Annotated in this window: 19 protein-coding genes; 14 read left to right on the top strand and 5 right to left on the bottom strand. The window is 63.5% G+C overall.

What is annotated here, in order from left to right; all coding sequences use genetic code 11:
- Positions 1-172: DUF3579 domain-containing protein (locus VFW93_RS08100; protein ID WP_329693485.1), on the top strand; the 172-nt coding region annotated here is incomplete at its 5' end.
- 141 nt (positions 173-313) lie between these two features.
- On the opposite strand, the gene rpsT is transcribed toward VFW93_RS08100, so the two are convergent.
- Positions 314-607: a 30S ribosomal protein S20 gene (rpsT, locus tag VFW93_RS08095; RefSeq protein WP_329693482.1), complete on the bottom strand. Its 294-nt coding sequence runs from the start codon at positions 605-607 to the stop codon at positions 314-316.
- Positions 608-776: 169 nt separating this feature from the next.
- On the opposite strand from rpsT, the gene murJ reads away from it, so the two are divergent.
- The gene (murJ, locus tag VFW93_RS08090) at positions 777-2339 is read left to right on the top strand and encodes a murein biosynthesis integral membrane protein MurJ (protein WP_329693481.1); all 1563 of its coding nucleotides are present in this window, start codon (positions 777-779) and stop codon (positions 2337-2339) included.
- Here murJ and radA read toward each other — a convergent pair whose 3' ends face one another.
- The 3 genes from radA to alr form a co-directional block, all read right to left on the bottom strand.
- The gene (gene radA / locus VFW93_RS08085; protein WP_329693484.1) at positions 2340-3713 is read right to left on the bottom strand and encodes a DNA repair protein RadA; all 1374 of its coding nucleotides are present in this window, start codon (positions 3711-3713) and stop codon (positions 2340-2342) included.
- Positions 3714-3749: 36 nt separating this feature from the next.
- Positions 3750-4247 carry an acyl-CoA thioesterase gene (locus VFW93_RS08080; protein WP_329693483.1) on the bottom strand — a complete coding sequence of 166 codons (498 nt, stop codon included), beginning with the start codon at positions 4245-4247 and terminating at the stop codon, positions 3750-3752.
- Between the two features lie 142 nt (positions 4248-4389).
- On the bottom strand, positions 4390-5511 hold the full coding sequence (gene alr, locus VFW93_RS08075) for an alanine racemase (RefSeq protein WP_329693480.1): 1122 nt from the start codon (positions 5509-5511) through the stop codon (positions 4390-4392).
- Positions 5512-5719: 208 nt separating this feature from the next.
- Between alr and lplT the strand changes: the two genes are divergently transcribed.
- Together lplT and VFW93_RS08065 are read left to right on the top strand one after the other, a co-directional pair.
- Positions 5720-7003: a lysophospholipid transporter LplT gene (gene lplT / locus VFW93_RS08070; protein WP_329693479.1), complete on the top strand. Its 1284-nt coding sequence runs from the start codon at positions 5720-5722 to the stop codon at positions 7001-7003.
- Between the two features lie 92 nt (positions 7004-7095).
- Entirely contained in the window at positions 7096-7599 is a 504-nt protein-coding gene (locus VFW93_RS08065; RefSeq protein WP_329693478.1) for a hypothetical protein, read from the top strand.
- 27 nt (positions 7600-7626) lie between these two features.
- Here VFW93_RS08065 and VFW93_RS08060 read toward each other — a convergent pair whose 3' ends face one another.
- A complete protein-coding gene (locus VFW93_RS08060; protein ID WP_329693477.1) occupies positions 7627-9210 on the bottom strand; it encodes a helicase HerA-like domain-containing protein in 1584 nt (527 codons plus the stop codon).
- Between the two features lie 196 nt (positions 9211-9406).
- On the opposite strand from VFW93_RS08060, the gene VFW93_RS08055 reads away from it, so the two are divergent.
- From VFW93_RS08055 to VFW93_RS08010, 10 genes are all read left to right on the top strand, one after another.
- Positions 9407-10129, top strand: coding sequence for a YebC/PmpR family DNA-binding transcriptional regulator (locus tag VFW93_RS08055; RefSeq protein WP_329693476.1), 723 nt, complete (start codon positions 9407-9409; stop codon positions 10127-10129).
- Positions 10130-10141: 12 nt separating this feature from the next.
- On the top strand, positions 10142-11428 hold the full coding sequence (gene purD, locus VFW93_RS08050) for a phosphoribosylamine--glycine ligase (protein ID WP_329693475.1): 1287 nt from the start codon (positions 10142-10144) through the stop codon (positions 11426-11428).
- 43 nt (positions 11429-11471) lie between these two features.
- Positions 11472-12398: an oxygen-dependent coproporphyrinogen oxidase gene (hemF, locus tag VFW93_RS08045; protein ID WP_329693474.1), complete on the top strand. Its 927-nt coding sequence runs from the start codon at positions 11472-11474 to the stop codon at positions 12396-12398.
- 12 nt (positions 12399-12410) lie between these two features.
- The gene (gene nadD, locus VFW93_RS08040) at positions 12411-13058 is read left to right on the top strand and encodes a nicotinate-nucleotide adenylyltransferase (RefSeq protein ID WP_329693473.1); all 648 of its coding nucleotides are present in this window, start codon (positions 12411-12413) and stop codon (positions 13056-13058) included.
- Positions 13059-13796, top strand: a complete 738-nt coding sequence (gene rsfS, locus VFW93_RS08035; protein ID WP_329693472.1) for a ribosome silencing factor — start codon at positions 13059-13061, stop codon at positions 13794-13796.
- Positions 13797-13832: 36 nt separating this feature from the next.
- A complete protein-coding gene (rlmH, locus tag VFW93_RS08030; RefSeq protein WP_329693471.1) occupies positions 13833-14300 on the top strand; it encodes a 23S rRNA (pseudouridine(1915)-N(3))-methyltransferase RlmH in 468 nt (155 codons plus the stop codon).
- A complete protein-coding gene (locus tag VFW93_RS08025; RefSeq protein ID WP_329693470.1) occupies positions 14293-15846 on the top strand; it encodes a hypothetical protein in 1554 nt (517 codons plus the stop codon). Before rlmH ends, VFW93_RS08025 begins: the two co-directional genes overlap by 8 nt.
- A gap of 26 nt (positions 15847-15872) precedes the next feature.
- On the top strand, positions 15873-16499 hold the full coding sequence (locus tag VFW93_RS08020; RefSeq protein ID WP_329693469.1) for a Maf family protein: 627 nt from the start codon (positions 15873-15875) through the stop codon (positions 16497-16499).
- Positions 16499-17179, top strand: a complete 681-nt coding sequence (locus tag VFW93_RS08015; RefSeq protein WP_329693468.1) for an NAD(P)H-binding protein — start codon at positions 16499-16501, stop codon at positions 17177-17179. Before VFW93_RS08020 ends, VFW93_RS08015 begins: the two co-directional genes overlap by 1 nt.
- A 9-nt stretch (positions 17180-17188) precedes the next feature.
- Positions 17189-18169: ribonuclease E/G (locus VFW93_RS08010; protein WP_329693467.1), on the top strand; the 981-nt coding region annotated here is incomplete at its 3' end.

Raw genomic sequence — 18169 nt, 5'->3', positions numbered from 1 at the left:
TTCGCCGTACTGCGTGCCCACCAGCATGGGTGATGTGAAGTGCGTGGTGGTCAATGAAGCCTTGCGAGACCTGGAGCCCATGGCCTGGGATTTCGTCATGAACTTTGCGCGAGACAACGATCTGCAGGTGGTTGACGCCTGTTTGTTGCCCGATCCGCCTCGCCGCACCTGATGCTTCGCTGATTTGACGCATGGCGCCACGCGATGGTGCCTGTTCGCTCCTGGTTGCCTGTGTCACCATGCGGAAAAACAAAAGGCCCGCCGAAGCGAGCCTTGTGGGGTGAGGCCGAAGCCTCTCGTCGGCGAACCGAAATCAGGCGGCGATGGCCTTGATCTTGGCCGACAGGCGGCTCTTGTGGCGAGCGGCCTTGTTCTTGTGGAAGATGCCCTTGTCGGCGATCGAGTCGATCACGCTTTGAGCAGTCTTGAAAGCCTCAGATGCCTTGGTCTTGTCGCCAGCTTGCACAGCCTTGAGCACGCCCTTGATGGCGGTGCGGAACTTGGAGCGCAGAGCCGAGTTGGCGGCGTTCAGCTTGACGTCTTGACGAGCGCGCTTGCGGCCCGAGGCAATACGAACGGTCTTTTTGGCTTTGGATGCAGATGCCATGATTTTTGAGCCCTGCGAATGCCTGTCTGCCTGTCTGTTGGGCAACGATGATGTTGCCAAGGCAGCCAATTCGCACCCCACAGGGCTAAGTTGGTTGGAAAGCCGAAGATTATAGCCCGACTGAGCGTCCTTGCCAAGTCACGTGCGGGGCGCTTCCTATAATGGGCTCATGAGCCTGCTGAAATCTGCCTCCATCGTCTCGCTGTTGACCCTGGCGTCACGCATCACCGGTCTGGTTCGGGAGTTGCTGATTGCGGCGGCTTTTGGCGCCAGCGCCACCACGGATGCCTTCAATGTGGCTTTCCGGATCCCGAATCTGCTGCGTCGCCTGTTTGCAGAAGGTGCTTTTTCGCAGGCCTTCGTGCCCATCCTGGCTGAAAGCCGTGCCAAAAACGGTGATCAGGCCACCCATGAACTGGTCAATGCGGTTGGCACCGTGTTGTTCGGTGTGCTGGCGATTGTGTGTGTGCTGGGTGTGGTGGGTGCTCCTTTTGTGGTCTGGGCCATGGCCTCGGGCTTGAAGGAAAGCGGTGGGTTTGATGCCGCCGTCGTCATGACGCGCTGGATGTTCCCCTATATCGGCTTCATGTCCCTGGTGGCGCTCAGCGCAGGCATCCTCAACACCTGGGGGCGTTTTGGCGTGCCGGCCGTGACGCCCGTTCTGCTCAATTTGTCGGTGATCGGTGCGGCCATGTTCGTGGCGCCGATCTTCAAGGCGCACGGTACCGAGCCGGTTTTCGCGCTGGCCGTAGGCGTGATGATCGGCGGGGCGTTGCAGCTCGGCGTGCAGATTCCTGCCTTGTTGAAGATCGGCATGATCCCGCGGGTGGGGCTGACGCTGGCTGCCTGGCGCAAGGCGAGGGCGCATCCTGGCGTGGGGCGCGTGCTGCGACAGATGGCGCCTGCCGTGCTGGGGGTGTCCGTGTCGCAGGTGTCCCTGCTGGTCAATACGCAGATTGCCTCGCACCTGGGGGCGGGCGCCGTGTCCTGGCTGACTTACGCCGATCGCCTGATGGAGTTTCCGACCGCCATGCTGGGCGTGGCCCTGGGTGTGGTGTTGCTGCCCCAGTTGTCGCGTGCGCAGGCCAGTGGTGATGTGAACCAGTTTTCATCCTTGCTGGACTGGGGCTTGCGTCTGGTGTTGCTGCTGGCGCTGCCCAGTGCCGTGGCCTTGCTGTTGTTTTCCAAGCCGCTGGTGGCGGTGCTCTATCACTACGGGCACTTCTCGCCCAATGACGTGAAGCAGACTGTGCTGGCCTTGTCCTGCTATGGCGTGGGCCTGCTGGGCCTGATCGGCGTGAAGGTGCTGGCGCCAGGTTTTTACGCCACACAGGACATCAAGACCCCTGTGCGCATTGGCATCACGGTGCTGGTGATCACGCAGATTTTCAACGCCATCTTCGTGCCCTATCTGGGCCACGCCGGGTTGGCGCTGTCCATCGGCCTGGGCTCGCTGGTCAACGCGGGCTGGTTGCTCATCGGTTTGCGCAAGGCCGGCCGTTATCAGCCATCACCGGGCTGGTTGCTGTTCAGTGTGCGCATCGTGATCGCCACGGCGCTGCTGGGTGCAGGGCTGTGGTTCGCGTCCGAGCACATCCAGTGGGTCGAACTGCGTCAGCAACCCTGGCTGCGTATTGGCGCGCTCGCGGCCTGCCTGGTGGGGGCGGCGGTGGTCTACTTTGGCGCCCTGATCGCCTCGGGCCTGAACCTGAAGCAGGCGATCAAGGGCTGATCACATCAGCGACCGCACGAGCTCGATGGCCTCTTCCACGCGGTCAACTGCGTGGATGGTCAAGCCCTCGATGGGCTTCTTGGGCGCATTGGCCTTGGGCACCACCGCGATCGAGAAGCCCAGCTTGGCGGCCTCTTTCAAGCGGTCCTGACCGCGCGGGGCAGGGCGGATTTCACCCGCCAGCCCGACTTCGCCAAACGCGATGAAGCCCTTGGGCAAGGGGCGGCCGCGCAGGCTGCTTTGTATCGCCAGCAGCACCGCCAGATCGGCTGCCGGTTCGCTGATGCGCACGCCGCCGACTGCGTTGACGAACACATCCTGATCAAAACAGGCCATGCCCGCGTGGCGGTGCAGCACGGCCAGCAGCATGGCCAGGCGGTCACGCTCCAGGCCCACGCTCAGGCGGCGCGGGCTGGGGCCGCCGGCGTCCACCAGGGCCTGGATCTCCACCAGCAGGGGGCGCGTGCCTTCCAGCGTCACCAGCACGCAGGAGCCGGGTACAGGCTCGCTGTGGGTAGACAGGAAGATGGCGCTGGGGTTGGTCACGCCTTTGAGGCCCTTGTCCGTCATGGCGAACACGCCGATTTCATTGACGGCGCCAAAGCGGTTCTTGATGGCACGGATCAGGCGGAAGCTGCTGTGCGTGTCGCCCTCGAAATACAGCACGGTGTCGACGATGTGCTCCAGCACGCGTGGGCCGGCCAGGGCGCCTTCCTTGGTCACATGGCCCACCAGCACCATGGTGCAGCCGCTGGACTTGGCCACGCGCGTCAGGTGGGCGGCGCATTCACGCACCTGGGCCACGGAGCCTGGTGCCGATGTGAGCTGATCTGAAAAAACCGTCTGGATCGAGTCGATCACGCAGAAGGCGGGCTTTTCGGCGGCCAGCGTGGCGATGATGTTCTCCAGCTGGATTTCGGCCTGCACGCGCACATGCGAGCCGTCCAGACCGAGGCGTCTGGCGCGCAGCGCCACCTGGGCACCGCTTTCTTCGCCGGTGACATACAGCACGGGCATCTGGCGCGACAGCGCGTCGAGCGCCTGCAACAGCAAGGTGGACTTGCCGATGCCGGGGTCGCCACCGATCAGTACCACGCCACCAGCGACGATGCCGCCACCCAGGACCCGATCCAGCTCTTCCAGGCTGGTGGGCGTGCGTGACACATCGGCCGCTTCGATGTCGGCCAGCGTGGTGACAGGCTGCGCCGCGTTGAGCCCGCGGGCGAGCGCCTGCATGCGGTTCTTGCCCGCAGCTGGCTCGGCGCGTGTTTCTTCGAGGGTGTTCCAGGCGCTGCAGTGCGGGCATTTGCCCAGCCACTTGGGGCTGATGCCCCCGCATTCGCTGCAGGTGTAGACGGTTTTTTCCTTGGCCATGCCTGGATTGTCAGGCATGGATCAGGTGCAGGGCGTTCAGGTCGCTTGCTGACTGGCGTCAGCCTGGATGGCCTTGAAGCGTTGGTCCAGTTCCTGGCGCAACTGGCGGCGCAACTTGGCCGCGTTGAAACGACGGATTTCATCCGGCGTTTGCGGTGTCAACGGTGTCACCGGCGTGGGTTTGGAGTCGTCGTCCACAGCCACCATGGTGAAGAAGCAGCTGTTGGCGTGGCGAACCACCTGCGAGCGGATGTTCTCGGCGATCACCTTGACGCCGATCTCCATCGACGAGGTGCCGGTGTAGTTGACGGAGGCCAGGAAGGTCACCAGCTCACCCACGTGAATGGGTTGCCTGAAGGTGACCTGGTCCACGGACAGGGTCACCACATAGCAGCCTGCATAACGGCTGGCGCAGGCATAGGCTACCTGGTCCAGCAGTTTGAGGATGGTGCCCCCGTGTACGTTGCCCGAGAAGTTGGCCATGTCCGGCGTCATGAGCACGGTCATGCGCAGTTGATGGCGTTGGTGGTCGATGTCCATGTGTCGTTCCGCAGCGATATCCATTTTTTTGGTGCATTCAATCAGTTCGCCCGCGGAGAACTTCCCGAGGGCACCGAATCGACGCAAGTAGTGTGCCGATTTGGTGCCCGGCAGGCTACCGCTGCGCCACGAAGGATCAAGGGAAGGGGTGATTGAGTACCTGAACCGGCACGCGTGGTGACACGGCGCACATCAGCTCATAGCCGATCGTGCCGCAGTGGTGGGCCACTTCGTCGATGGACAGTTGGGCCGCATCCGGCCCGTGATGCGGCGCGATGCCCCACAAGGTGACAGGGCTGCCGATGTGCGCGGCTGGCAGATGCGTCAGGTCAACGCACATCATGTCCATGGAGACGCGTCCGATCAGGGGGGCGCGGTGGCCATCAACCAGTACCGGGGTGCCATCCGGAGCGTGGCGCGGGTAGCCGTCGGCGTAACCACAGGCCACCACGCCGATGCGCATCGGCCCCTTGGCGGTGAAGCGGCTGCCATAACCCACCGTGTCGCCCGCCTCCAGATGCTGAACGCCGATGATCTTCGATTGCAGCGTCATGGCCGGCTTGAGCTTCCAGTGGCTGGCGTCGTGCTCGGGGTAGTCGGGCGAGGCGCCGTAGAGCATCACGCCGGGGCGCACCCAGTCACCGCGCACGGTCAGATCGCTGGCGTGGCGCAGGGTGGCGGCGCTGTTGCACAGGCTGCGTTCGCCGCTGAGGTCGCCGGCATGTTGCTGGAACACCGCCACCTGGTGGGCGATGCCGCGCGGGCTGTCGGCATCCGAAAAATGCGTCATCAGCGAGATCTCGTCCACCTGCGTCAGGGCGCTCAGGCGCGCCCAGGCATTGCGAAAAGCGTGCGGCTTGAAGCCCAGGCGGTTCATGCCGGTGTTCATCTTGAGGAACACGCGGTGAGGCCATTCGGTCTTGTGGGCGGCCAGCCAGTCGATCTGCTCGTCGCTGTGCACCACGTGCCACAGGCCCAGGCGCGAGCACCATTCCAGATCGCGGGCGTCAAAAACGCCTTCCAGCAGCAGGATGGGGCCGCGCCAGTCGAGTTCGCGCAACTTTTGCGCCTCGGCGATGTCCAGCAGGGCGAAGCCGTCCGCAGCCCGCAGGCCTTCGAAAACGCGTTTCAGGCCGTGGCCATAACCGTTGGCTTTCACGACGGCCCAGACGTTGGCATCCGGGGCGCATTCGCGTGCGCGCTGCAGGTTGTGGTGGAGGGCGTCGAGATGGATCAGGGCTTCAAGCGGGCGGGGCATAGGCGTGATTTTGCCAGTGTCGCCAAGTCGGGCTTGCCTGGCCCCTGTTTGCGTGCCCGCCTGACAGGAATAACGGGATGCATCCGGTTACGGATGGGGCGCCGTGCTATAACCGGCGGCCTTTGATGTGATCAGTGACTTTGGCTCGGACACATGCCATCAGGCAGGACTTGGACCATTCCGATATGAATCTTCCCGACGCTCGCGCATGAAAAAAGGCTTTTTCACGATCATGGCGGCGCAGTTCTTCAGCTCGCTGGCCGACAACGCCTTGCTGGTTGCTGCGGTAGAACTGCTGAAACTCAGCCACGCTCCTTCGTGGCAGATGCCCTTTCTGGCGCCCATGTTCGCGTTGTTCTACGTGTTGCTGGCGCCGTTTGTGGGCGCATTTGCCGACGCCTTGCCCAAGGGCCGGGTCATGTTCATTGCCAACACGATCAAGGTGGGCGGCTGCCTGTTGATGCTGTTTGGCTTGCACCCCTTGCTGGCTTACGCGGTGGTGGGGCTGGGCGCGGCAGCCTACTCACCAGCCAAGTACGGCATCCTCACCGAGTTGCTGCCACCGTCCCAACTGGTAAAGGCCAACGGCTGGATTGAAGGCCTCACCGTGGGCTCCATCATCCTGGGCGTGTTGCTGGGCGGGCAACTGGTCGGTATCAAGTTGTCAACCTACCTGTTGAGTTTCGATTTCCCCGTCATTGACACCAGCGTCGATCAGCCCTGGGAGGCGGCCGTCGCCTCCATGATCCTGCTTTACGCAGTTGCAGCTCTGTTCAACCTGCGTATCCCGCGCACGGATGCGGTGCTGCAGCCCATGGGTGGCAATTTTGGCGAGCTGATCCGCGATTTCTGGGTGTGCAACATGCGCCTGTGGCGTGACAAGCTCGGTCAGATCTCGCTGGCCAGCACCACGCTGGTGTGGGGTGTGTCAGGCAATATGCGGGTGATCGTGTTCCCCTGGGCTGCCGCTGCTCTGGGTTATTCGACCACACAGGCCTCCACGCTGGCTGGTGTCGTGGTGGTGGGGACGGCCGTGAGTGCGGTTGTGGCCTCCGTGTCGATGCGGCTGGAGCTGGCCACCAAGTTGATCCCTCTGGGTGTGGCCATGGGCCTGTTGATGCTGGGACTCAACGTGATCACCAGCCTGACCATGGCTGTGCCGTTCCTGATCATGTTGGGTGCGACGGTGGGCTACCTGGTCGTGCCCATGAATGCACTGTTGCAGCATCGTGGTCACAACCTCATGGGGGCGGGGCGCTCGATCGCCGTGCAGAACTTCAATGAGCAGGCCTGCATCCTGGCCTTGGGCGGCTTGTACGCCGGCGCTACTTCGGCCGGCCTGTCGGCCTTTGGCGCGATCACCGTGTTCGGTCTGGTCGTGGCGGGTGTGATGGGGTTGATCGGCTACTGGCACCACCGCAATACCATCGTCTACAAGGACGAGGTGGATCAGTTGATGGCCCTGGCGCGCACGGACGGCCATCACCACTGATCACCGGCTGCTACATAGCTTTACAAAGTTGTGCGGCCGGTACGTCGTCCACCTGGGCGGCTGGGCCGTTGAGAGCTCATAAGGAGCCTCTCATGAACACTTCACGTCTGATCTCGCTGTCCCGTTTCGTCCAGTCGGCCGGATTGGTGGCCGGGTTGATGGTCGCCTCGGTCAACGCTCACGCGGGCGGTGGTGTGTACTGGGCGGTGAACGTGGACGCGCCTGTGCAGGGCATGGGCCGGGTGTCCACCGCCGTGTCGAACACGCCGCGTGGTGTCTATGCACCGGCACCGGTTGTCTATGCGCCTGCGCCTGTGGTTTATGCCCCTCGTCCGGTGGTGTACTCGCCCCCGGTGATTGTGCAACCTCGCGCTGTGTACGCCCCTGTGCCTGTGGCCTATTACCCGGCTCCTCGCCGTTGTGAGCCACGTGCGTGGTTGGGGTGGCGTGAGCGCCATCATCACCATCATCACGACCGTGATGAGCGTTACGCCTGGAACGACGGCAGGGGTGACGATGGGCGCGGGTATGTCATCGCACCACGAGGTGGCGATGAGCGTGGTCAGGATGACCGCAACTGGCGCCGCGGTCACTGAACAGTCGGTTTGAGATCCTGTGGCGGGTCAGCGGCGGCGGCCGCCTGATCCACCCAGGATGGAGCCCAGGACGCCGCGGATGATTTCGCGGCCCACGGTCGAGCCGATCGTGCGTGCCGCCGATTTGGCCACCGTCTCCAGGATGGAGTCCTTGCGGCCGCTGCCTTTGAGCAGCCCGCCTGCGATATCACCCAGCCAGCCGCCACCAGCAGTGCCTGCCGCTTCGGTTGCTGCATCCCTGGTGGCCTCCGCGGCACCGCCTCGCATGGCTTCTGCGGCCTCTTCCCGCATGGATCTGGGGGCCCCATTGGTGGCTGCGGGGCCCGAGGGTGATGCGGCTGCGCGGCCCTTGATCTTTTCGTAGGCCGATTCGCGGTCCACCATCTTTTCGTACACACCCGCCACCAGCGAGTTGGCCAGCAGGGCCTTGCGCTGTTCGGGTGTGATCGGGCCGATCTGGCTGCCCGGTGGGAGCACGAAGACGCGTTCGGTGACGCTGGGGCGGCCCTTGTCGTCCAGCAGGCTGATCAGGGCCTCGCCCACCGCCAGTTCGGTGATCGCGGTGGCGATGTCCAGGGCCGGGTTGGCGCGCATGGTTTCTGCGGCCGATTTGACCGCCTTCTGGTCGCGAGGGGTGAAGGCGCGCAAGGCATGCTGCACGCGGTTGCCCAGCTGGCCCAGCACCGTCTCTGGCACGTCCAGCGGGTTCTGGGTCACGAAGTACACACCCACGCCCTTGGAACGCACCAGGCGCACCACCAGCTCGATGCGCTCCACCAGCGCGGCGGGGGCATCCTTGAACAGCAGGTGGGCCTCGTCGAAGAAGAACACCAGCTTGGGTTTGTCCAGGTCGCCCACTTCGGGCAGGGTTTCGAACAGCTCCGACAGCATCCACAGCAGGAAGGTGGCGTACAGGCGGGGGGAGTTCATCAGCTTGTCGGCGGCGAGGATGTTGATCACACCCTTGCCATCCACCGTCTGCATGAAGTCGCCGATGTTGAGCATGGGCTCGCCGAAGAACTTGTCGCCGCCTTGTTCTTCAATCTGCAGCAGCCCGCGCTGGATGGCGCCCACGCTGGCGGCGCTGATGTTGCCGTACTCGGTGGTGAACTGGCTGGCGTTGTCGCCCACATGCTGGAGCATGGCGCGCAGGTCCTTCAGATCCAGCAGGAGCAGGCCGTTGTCGTCGGCGATCTTGAACACCAGTTGCAGCACGCCTTGCTGGGTGTCGTTCAGGTTCAGCATGCGGCTGAGCAGCAGCGGGCCCATGTCAGAAATCGTGGCGCGTACTGGGTGGCCCTGCTCGCCGAACACGTCCCACAGCGTGGTGGGGCAGGCAAGCGGCTCGGGTTTGTCCAGGCCCCGCTCGGCCAGGATGGTGGCGAGTTTGGGCGATACGGCGCCTGTTTGCGAGATACCGGTCAGGTCGCCCTTGATGTCGGCCATGAAGACGGGGACGCCCGATTTGGACAGGCTTTCCGCCAGGGTCTGCAGGCTGATCGTCTTGCCGGTGCCGGTCGCGCCGGTGATCAGGCCGTGGCGGTTGGCCAGGGCGGGCAGCAGGTGGCATTCGGTGTCGCCATGACGGGCGAGCAGGATGGGATCGGCCATGATCGTGGGTGCCTGAATGGGGTGGAAATCGGACAGCCGGACGATTCTGAGCGGAACCTGATCAGGGTCAACCCGGCTGAAAGGTAAAATCACAGTATTACTCAGCTTTGACTGAGCATTTTTTGTGCGCGCACCGGACTTGTGCCGGGGCGCGTTCTGTCATTCAAAAACAGACTATTACCCGGAGCAACACGCCATGGCCGGTCATTCCAAATGGGCCAATATCCAACACCGCAAGGGCCGTCAGGACGAAAAACGCGGCAAGGTATGGACCCGCATCACGCGTGAAATCATCGTGGCTGCCCGCGCCGGCGGGGCCGATGTCAACATGAACCCGCGTCTGCGCCTGGCCATTGAAAAGGCCAAGGCCGCGAACATGCCCGCGGACAACATCAAGCGCAACGTGGACAAGGCCACGGGCAACCTGGATGGCGTGACCTACGAGGAAATCCGCTACGAAGGCTACGGCATTGGCGGCGCGGCCGTCATCGTGGATTGCATGACCGACAACCGTGTGCGCACCGTGGCTGAAGTGCGTCATGCCTTCAGCAAGCATGGCGGCAACCTGGGCACCGAAGGCTCGGTGGCTTTCCAGTTCAAGCACGTGGGGCAGTTCCTGTTTGCGCCAGGCGTGAACGAAGACAAGGTCATGGAAGTGGCGCTGGAGGCGGGTGCCGAAGACGTGCTCACGCATGAGGACGGCTCCATCGAGGTGCTGAGTTCGCCCGCAGACTTCGAAGCCGTGAAGAACGCCCTGGAAGGCGCTGGCATGAAACCTGAAATGGCTGAAGTGACCATGCGCGCCGAAAACACGATCGAGCTGGCAGGCGATGATGCTGCCCGTATGCAGAAACTGCTGGACGTGCTGGAAGACCTGGATGATGTCCAGGATGTGTTCCACAACGCCGAACTGAACTGAATTGAGCAAAGCATGAATATTCTTGTCATTGGCTCGGGCGGCCGCGAGCACGCCCTGGCCTGGAAGCTGGCCCAGTCCCCCAAGGCCCAGAAGGTCTATGTGGCGCCTGGCAACGGCGGTACGGCGCGCGATCCGCGCCTGGTCAATGTGCCCGTCACCGATGTGAAGGCACTGGCGGACTTTGCCCAGAACAACAAGATCAACCTGACGGTGGTCGGCCCCGAGGCGCCGCTGGCAGCCGGTGTCGTGGACGAGTTCCGCGCCCGTGGTCTGCGCATCTTCGGCCCCACGCAGAAGGCCGCTCAACTGGAAAGCTCCAAGGCGTTTGCCAAGGACTTCATGAAGCGCCATGGCATCCCCACGGCTTTCTACGAAACGTTTACTGATGCCACTGCTGCCCACGCTTTCGTGGACAAGCATGGCGCGCCCATCGTGATCAAGGCTGACGGCCTGGCCGCCGGCAAGGGTGTGGTCGTGGCCATGACGCTGGATGAAGCGCACCAGGCCGTGGACTGGATGCTGCTGGACAACAAGCTGGGCGTGACGCACAACGCGGGCGGTGCCCGTGTGGTGATCGAAGAGTTCCTCGAAGGGGAAGAAGCCAGCTTCATCGTGCTGTCTGACGGCAAGAACGTGTCCGTGCTGGCCACCAGCCAGGACCACAAGCGCTTGCTGGACGCCGATGCCGGCCCCAACACGGGTGGCATGGGGGCTTACTCGCCCGCGCCGGTCGTGACGCCCAATGTGTATGCCAAGGCCATGCACGAGATCATCAACCCGACCCTGGCCGGCATGGCCAAGGACGGCATCCCCTTCACCGGCTTCCTGTACGCCGGCCTGATGATCGATGCAGCCGGCAATCCCAAGACGCTGGAGTTCAACTGCCGCATGGGCGACCCCGAAACCCAGCCCATCATGATGCGCTTGAAGAGCGACCTGATCGATGTGTTCATGGCTGCCACCGATGGCACGCTGGATCAGATCGAGCTGCAATGGGATCGCCGCTTTGCCCTGGGCATCGTGATGGCTGCTGGCGGTTATCCGCTGGATCCGAAGAAGGGTGACGTGATCACCGGTCTGCCCGCCGAAGCCGATGACGCCATGGTCTTCCATGCCGGCACCACGATGGGCGAAGACGGTCAGATCCGCACCAGCGGTGGTCGTGTGTTGTGCGTGACGGCGCTGGGCGAATCGGCCAAGCTGGCGCAGCAGCGTGCTTACGAGTACATGCGCGGCATCCAGTTCGACGGCATGCAGTACCGCTCCGACATCGGCTGGCGCGCCATCAAGGCTCGCTGATCGGTTTGCTGATCCAGCGCCTTCATTCCAACTCATCGTTTTCATGAGCACCACGCCCGCCTTGAACACCGACGCCGTTCGCCAATACCTGCTGGACCTGCAGGACCGCATCGTCACCGCCTTCGAAACCGAAGATGGCACGCCTTTCATCAAGGATGCCTGGGTGCGCGGCCCGCAGGAGCGCCTTCAGGGTGACGGCTGCTCGCGTCTGGTCGAAGAGGGCAAGGTGCTGGAGCGTGGTGGTTGCAACTTCTCGCACGTGAAGGGCCCGAACCTGCCGCCTTCGGCCACGCAGCATCGCCCTGAGCTGGCGGGCTGCCCGTTCGAGGCCATGGGCGTGTCGCTGGTGTTCCACCCGCGCAATCCGCATGTGCCCACGGTGCACATGAACGTGCGCATGCTGGCGGCCCACAAGCCCGATGGCAGCATCGTGGCCTGGTTTGGCGGCGGCATGGACCTCACGCCGTATTACGGCCAGGCAGAAGACGCGTGCCGTTTCCATCAGGTCTGCAAGGAAGCCCTGGCACCGTTTGGCGAAGACAAGTACCCCCGCTTCAAGACCTGGTGCGACGAATACTTCTTCCTCAAGCACCGCAACGAGGCCCGTGGCGTGGGCGGCGTCTTCTTCGATGACTTCTCCGAGTTGGGATTCGAAGGTGGCTTTGCCATGATCCGTGCGGTGGGTGATGCCTTCACGCAAGCCTATCTGCCCATCATGCAGCGCCGACGCGAGCAGCCGTATGGCGAGCGCGAGCGTGACTTCCAGGCCTACCGCCGTGGTCGCTATGTCGAGTTCAACCTCGTGTGGGACCGTGGCACCTTGTTCGGTCTGCAATCCGGTGGCCGCACTGAAAGCATCCTGATGTCCATGCCGCCCATCGTGAAGTGGCGCTACGACTGGCACCCAGAGCCCGGCAGCGCCGAGGCCCGGCTGTACACCGATTTCCTGCCCGCGCGGGATTGGGTCTGAGGTCCGCTGTTGTTGTCTTCCTCACCTTCTGTTGAACGTTCGGCCCGACGGGTGGGCCTGATGGGCGGCAGCTTCGATCCGGTGCATCGCGCGCATCTTGAACTGGCGGAAGTGGCCTTGCGCCACCTTCAGCTCGACGAGGTGCGCTGGATCCCCGTGGGGCAACCCTGGCAGAAGGCGCGGCAGTTGGCCGCTCGCACGCATCGGCAGGCCATGGTCGAGCTGGCCACGGCGCATGAGCCGCGCTTCAAGGTGGATCCGATCGAGCTGGATCGCGAGGGCCCTTCCTACACGCGCGATACCGTCACGGCCTTGCAGAAGGCCGCCACCGAACCCACCGAGTGGTTTCTGATCATCGGTCAGGACCAATATGCGAACTTCCCTACCTGGCAGGGCTGGCACGATTTGTTGCAAGCTCTGACGCTGGCGGTGGCCTGCAGAGGGCATGATCTGCCTGCGGCACCCGCGGCGATGCAGGGGCTGGACTACCGTGTGGTGGTGTTGCCTCTGCCCCCGCTGGCCATCTCTTCAACCGACATCCGCGCCCGGCTTGCCCGTGGCGAAGATCCGATTTCCCTCGCGCCGGAACTGGTGTCCGCACCGGTGGCGCGTTATATTGCAACCCATCAACTCTACGCCCCTGGTGGCGCCCCCCGCTGAATGGACATCCGTAAACTGCAAAGCGCCATCGTCGATGGTCTGGAAGATGTCAAGGCCCAAGACATCGTCGTGTTCAACACCGAGCACCTCTCGCCGCTGTTCGAGCGCGTGATCATCGCGACCGGCTCTTCCAACCGTCAGACCAAAGCGCTCGCGTCCAGCGTGCGCCAGGCGGTCAAGGGCGCCGGCTTCCAGGTCATGCGCTCCGAAGGCGAAGACAACGGCGAATGGATCATCGTGGACTGCGCCGCTGCCGTCGTGCACATCATGCAGCCCGCCATCCGCCAGTACTACCAGCTCGAAGAGATCTGGGGTGACAAGCCTGTGGCGATCAAGACCAAGGCCAAGGCCGGTCTGGTCAAGGCGTCCGAGCCGGATGCCGACGAGGGCAAGGCTGTGAAGCCCAAGAAGGCTGCAGGCAAGACGACGGCTGCCAAGAAGGCTGCGACCACGGCGCCTGGCCGCAAGGTGGCCGCCAAGAAGGCGCCTGCCGCGAAGAAGGCCGCCGTGAAGGCTGCACCGGTTGCCGCCAAGAAGGCGCCGGCCGTCAAGAAGGTCGCCGCCAAGAAGGTGGCCGCTAAAAAGGCCCCATCGACCGTGAAGAAGGTCGTGGTGAACGCGCCCGAGGCCAGGAAGGCGCCGGCTCGCAAGGTCGCCGTCAAGAAGGTCGCGGCCAAGAAAGTGGCTGTGAAGAAGGTGGCAGCCAAGAAGGCGGCGCCCAAGAAGACGGCTCGTTGAGCGTTCTGCCCGGTAGTACTTGAAGGGCCTTGAACCATGAAGATCACCGTGGTGACGATTGGTCACCGCCTGCCTGATTGGGCGAACGAAGCGTGCGAGGATTACCTCAAGCGCTTTCCGCCCGACTGGAAGGTGGAGGTCAAGGCCCTCAAGGCCGAGCCGCGCGAGGGCAAGCCAGTGGCGGCCATCATGCAGGCAGAGGCTGCGCGCATGGAGGCCGCCATGGATCGTGGCGTGCGGCGCGTCATCCTGGATGAGCGCGGTACCCGTCTCACCAGCGTGCAGCTCGCCGAGCGTACCGAAGCGTGGTTGAACGATGGGCGCGATGTCGTGCTCGTCATTGGCGGGGCCGATGGCATCGATCCGCAACTCAAGAAGACGGCTGACGAGGCCATTCGTCTGTCCGACATGACGCTACCTCATGCCCTGGCGCGTGTGCTCCTGCTGGAGCAGCTCTACCGAGCCTGGTCATTGCGCAACAACCACCCTTACCACCGTGCCTGATTTCATCAAGAAACCCACGCTGCTCAGTGCATGGGTGGCGGTGGGCCTGTGGGTATTGGCCTACGGGCTGCTCAAGGTGTTCAGCCCGGATGGGCTGGACATCGACAGTGCCGAGCAGGTGTACTTCGCCCAATCCTGGCAAATGGGCTACGGCACGCGCCAACCCCCGCTCTACACATGGTTGCTGTTGTGGCTCAAGCCTCAGCATGCGGCGTGGGCCGCTGTGCTGGAGTTTTCTCGGTATCTGTGTCTGCTTGGCTGGCTGGCTGGCGTGCAGGCGCTGGCCCGGGTTTGCGGGGCGGACCGCTCCGTCCAGGCGCGGGTCATCCTGGCCCATCTGGGCTTGTTGCTGGTCATGTGGCGGGTGCATGACAGCCTGACGCACACCGTACTGGCGGCGTGTATCTCGGTGTGGGCTTCAGCGGCCTTGATCTCGGCCTTGCAAAAGCCGACATATTGGCTGCTGGTCGGTGCGCTGGCTGCCGCTGCCTGCCTTTCCAAACTCAATGCATCGCTGTGGTGCGTGTCGAGCTTGCTGTCTGCGTGGGTCGTGATCCTGACCAGACCGGCCGCTCCTCATGGGGATACACCGCCCCCGCGTGCACACCTGATCTGGATGAGTCTGGGCTTGCTGGTGTTCGTGGCGGCCATTGCGCCGTATGCGCATTGGTGGCTGACCCAGCCCAGTGGCTCGGTGGCGCTGGCCAGGCGGATCGTGGTTTCAGATGATCACCAGCCTGTGTGGCGTCCCTTGACGCGTGTTCTGGCCGGGTCGCTCGAGTACCTGTTGTTGACGCCCTTGTTGCTGTTCGCGCTGACTGCTCGATGGCGAGCGAAAGCCGCACCGATCGATGCGCCCACCTCGATCGGAAGCCGATGGTTGCTGTGGCAGACAGGTTTCGGGCTCGTGATCCTGTCGCTGGTGCTGATGGCCATGAAGGCCTCGCATTTCACCCCGAGGTGGTTGTGGCCGGTCGTGCCTGGTCTGACTGTCTGGATGTGTGTGCGCAGCTTCCAGGCCCTGGACGCCAGTGCCGAAGACGGCCGAGCCGTCTGGCGTGAGCGGGCTGCCTTGATGGTCTGGTGTCTTGTGCTGGTTTCGATCGGCATGGCTGCGGTGCGCTTGTGGGTGCCAGGCATCAATGCGCAACGGTGCACCAATTGCTGGACGGACCGTCCTGCTCAGCAGATGTCGGCCGAGTTGCACGCTCGCTATGGGCAACAGCCCTTGCGCATCATCACGGGGGATGACCATCTGGCGGGCATCCTGTCGCAAGTCAACGAACGAGACAGCACCTGGACGGCCAGCTCCGTGGACTTGCCGCCACCCGCCGATTTCGTGAAAGATCGTTCGCCCTGTGTGGCCACCTGGGTCAGCATGGACAAACCCAGCGAGCTGCCCGATGGCCTGCGGCATCTGGCCGGTGACTTCTGGGGTACGCCTGTGGCTCAGGCGAGTTGGCCCATGCGCCTGGCACCGCAGCGCCTGATCTGGCTGTCATCCATGGCCTTGCCTGTCAGTGTTTGTGACAAGGCGCGGCAGTAGCCTGGGCCTTGGCGTAGGATGCGGGCATGAGCCTGCCTGCATTTTCATCTTCCGACCCCTGGCTGTATCTGGCGTCCCAAAGCCCTCGTCGCCGGCAATTGCTGGACCAACTCGGTGTGCGTCACGAGTTGCTGTTGCCCGATCCCGACGAGGATGCCGAATCCCTGGAGGCAGAGCGCCCAGGTGAGGCACCCGAAGACTATGTTCAGCGCGTGACCCTGGCCAAATGGCAGGCCGCCGTGGCCCGCCGCGAACGCCGTGCCAAAAACGGCCAATGGCCCGATGCGCCCATTTTGTGTGCCGACACCACGGTGGCACTGGGCAACGAGATTCTGGGCAAGCCCCTGGATGCAGCTCATGCGGCGCGGATGTTGTCCAGGCTGTCCGGGCAATCGCACAAGGTGCTGACCGCCGTGGTGGTCAACGGCACCATGCGCCTGAGCGTGTCCCATGTGCAATGGCGTGTGCTGGACGACGAAGAGATCCGCCGGTATGTGGCCAGCGGCGAGCCCATGGGCAAGGCCGGTGCCTACGCCATACAAGGGCGATCGGGTGCGTGGACGCAGCACATGGATGGCAGCTACAGCGGCATCATGGGCCTGCCCTTGTTCGATACAGCCGAGTTGCTCAAGCCTTTGGGCTGGCACTTCTGATGATGGCCACGCCCGCGCGCGTCTTGTTGGCTGGTGCCACCGGCCTGGTGGGGCAGCAGGCCTTGCGCCAGTTGCTGGCCCGCTCGGATGTGGCTGAAGTGCGCGCCCTGGTGCGCCGGGACATGAGCCCCGCCCAGTTGTTGCGCGCTGACCCGAACCAGGTTGAAGGTGCGGGCAAGCTGCGCATCTGCATGGCTGATTTTGATCGGCTTGAAGCCCATGTGCACTGGTTCGATGTTGACTGGGTGTTCTGCGCATTGGGCACCACGATCCGGCAAGCGGGTTCTCAGGCAGCGTTTCGCCAGGTGGATTTTGATTACGCCTTGCAGATCGCCCAACTGGCCAGGGCAGAGGGCGCTCAGCGTTTCATGTTGGTCAGCGCCCTGGGGGCCAATGCGCGCTCCAGCGTGTTCTACAACCGCGTCAAAGGCGAGCTGGAAGAGGCCATCAAGGCCATCGGTTTCGAGCATGTCTCGGTGGCTCAGCCTTCCTTGCTGGTGGGCGAGCGCGCCGAGGTTCGGCCGGGCGAACGGATTGGCTTGAAGTTCGGTTTCCTCATGCCTGCTCGGTACAAGCCCGTACGGGTGGAACAGGTGGCGGCAGGGTTGATTGCATCCGGGGCTGTCGGCAAGCCTGGTTGGCATGTGCTGGACAACATCAGCTTGCGCCGCATGCTGTAAATTGCGGGCATGCCCAGCTCACAAGACATCCTCATCAACTGGACGCCCCAGGAAACCCGCGTAGCCATCATCGAAGGCGGTGCCGTGCAGGAGTTGCACGTTGAACGCACTCTGGAACGCGGTCTGGTTGGCAACATCTACGCAGGCAAGGTGGTGCGCGTGCTCCCGGGCATGCAATCGGCCTTCATCGACATCGGTCTGGAGCGTGCAGCCTTTCTGCACGTGGCTGACGTCTGGCACCCGCCGGCTGAAGGCGAGTCGCTCAGTGCCTCACGTGCGGCACAGCCGCAGATTCCGATCGAGAAACAGGTGTTCGAGGGCCAGGCGCTGATGGTGCAGGTGATCAAGGACCCGATTGGTACCAAAGGGGCTCGCCTGTCGACCCAGATCAGCATTGCCGGGCGTCTGCTGGTGTTTCTGCCGCAGGATGACCATCTGGGGGTGTCGCAGAAGATCCCTGTGGCGCAGCGCGATGACCTTCGTGCGCGCCTGCAGGCGCTGGTCGGTGAGCAGGGCGGTGGCTTCATCCTGCGTACCAACGGCGAGGATGCCTCAGACGCCGAATTGGCTGACGACATTGCCTACCTTCGAAAGACCTGGACGCGCATCAAGGATGCATCCCTGCGTCTGGCGCCGAAGTCGCTGCTGCACCTCGACCTGAACCTGCTGCAGCGCGTACTGCGCGATCTGGTCAGTGAATCGACGCAGTCGATCCGGGTCGATTCGGGGGAGCAGTTCGAGGCATTGCGCGCTTTCGGCCGCGAGTTCATGCCGGCGGCCGCCGAGAAACTTCAGCATTACAAGGGTGAGCGTCCGATTTTCGACCTGTTCTCGATTGATGAGGAGATCGCCAAAGCCCTGGGGCGCCGTGTCGATCTCAAGTCAGGAGGGTACCTGATCGTTGACCAGACCGAGGCGCTGACGACGGTTGACGTCAATACCGGCGGGTTCGTGGGCGCGCGCAACTTCGACGACACGATCTTCAAGACC

The organism is Aquabacterium sp., from assembly GCF_036279675.1.
GTDB lineage: Bacteria > Pseudomonadota > Gammaproteobacteria > Burkholderiales > Burkholderiaceae_C > Aquabacterium.
The sequence above is the reverse complement of the archived record's forward strand: the minus strand, read 5'-3'. Positions and strand labels throughout refer to the sequence as shown.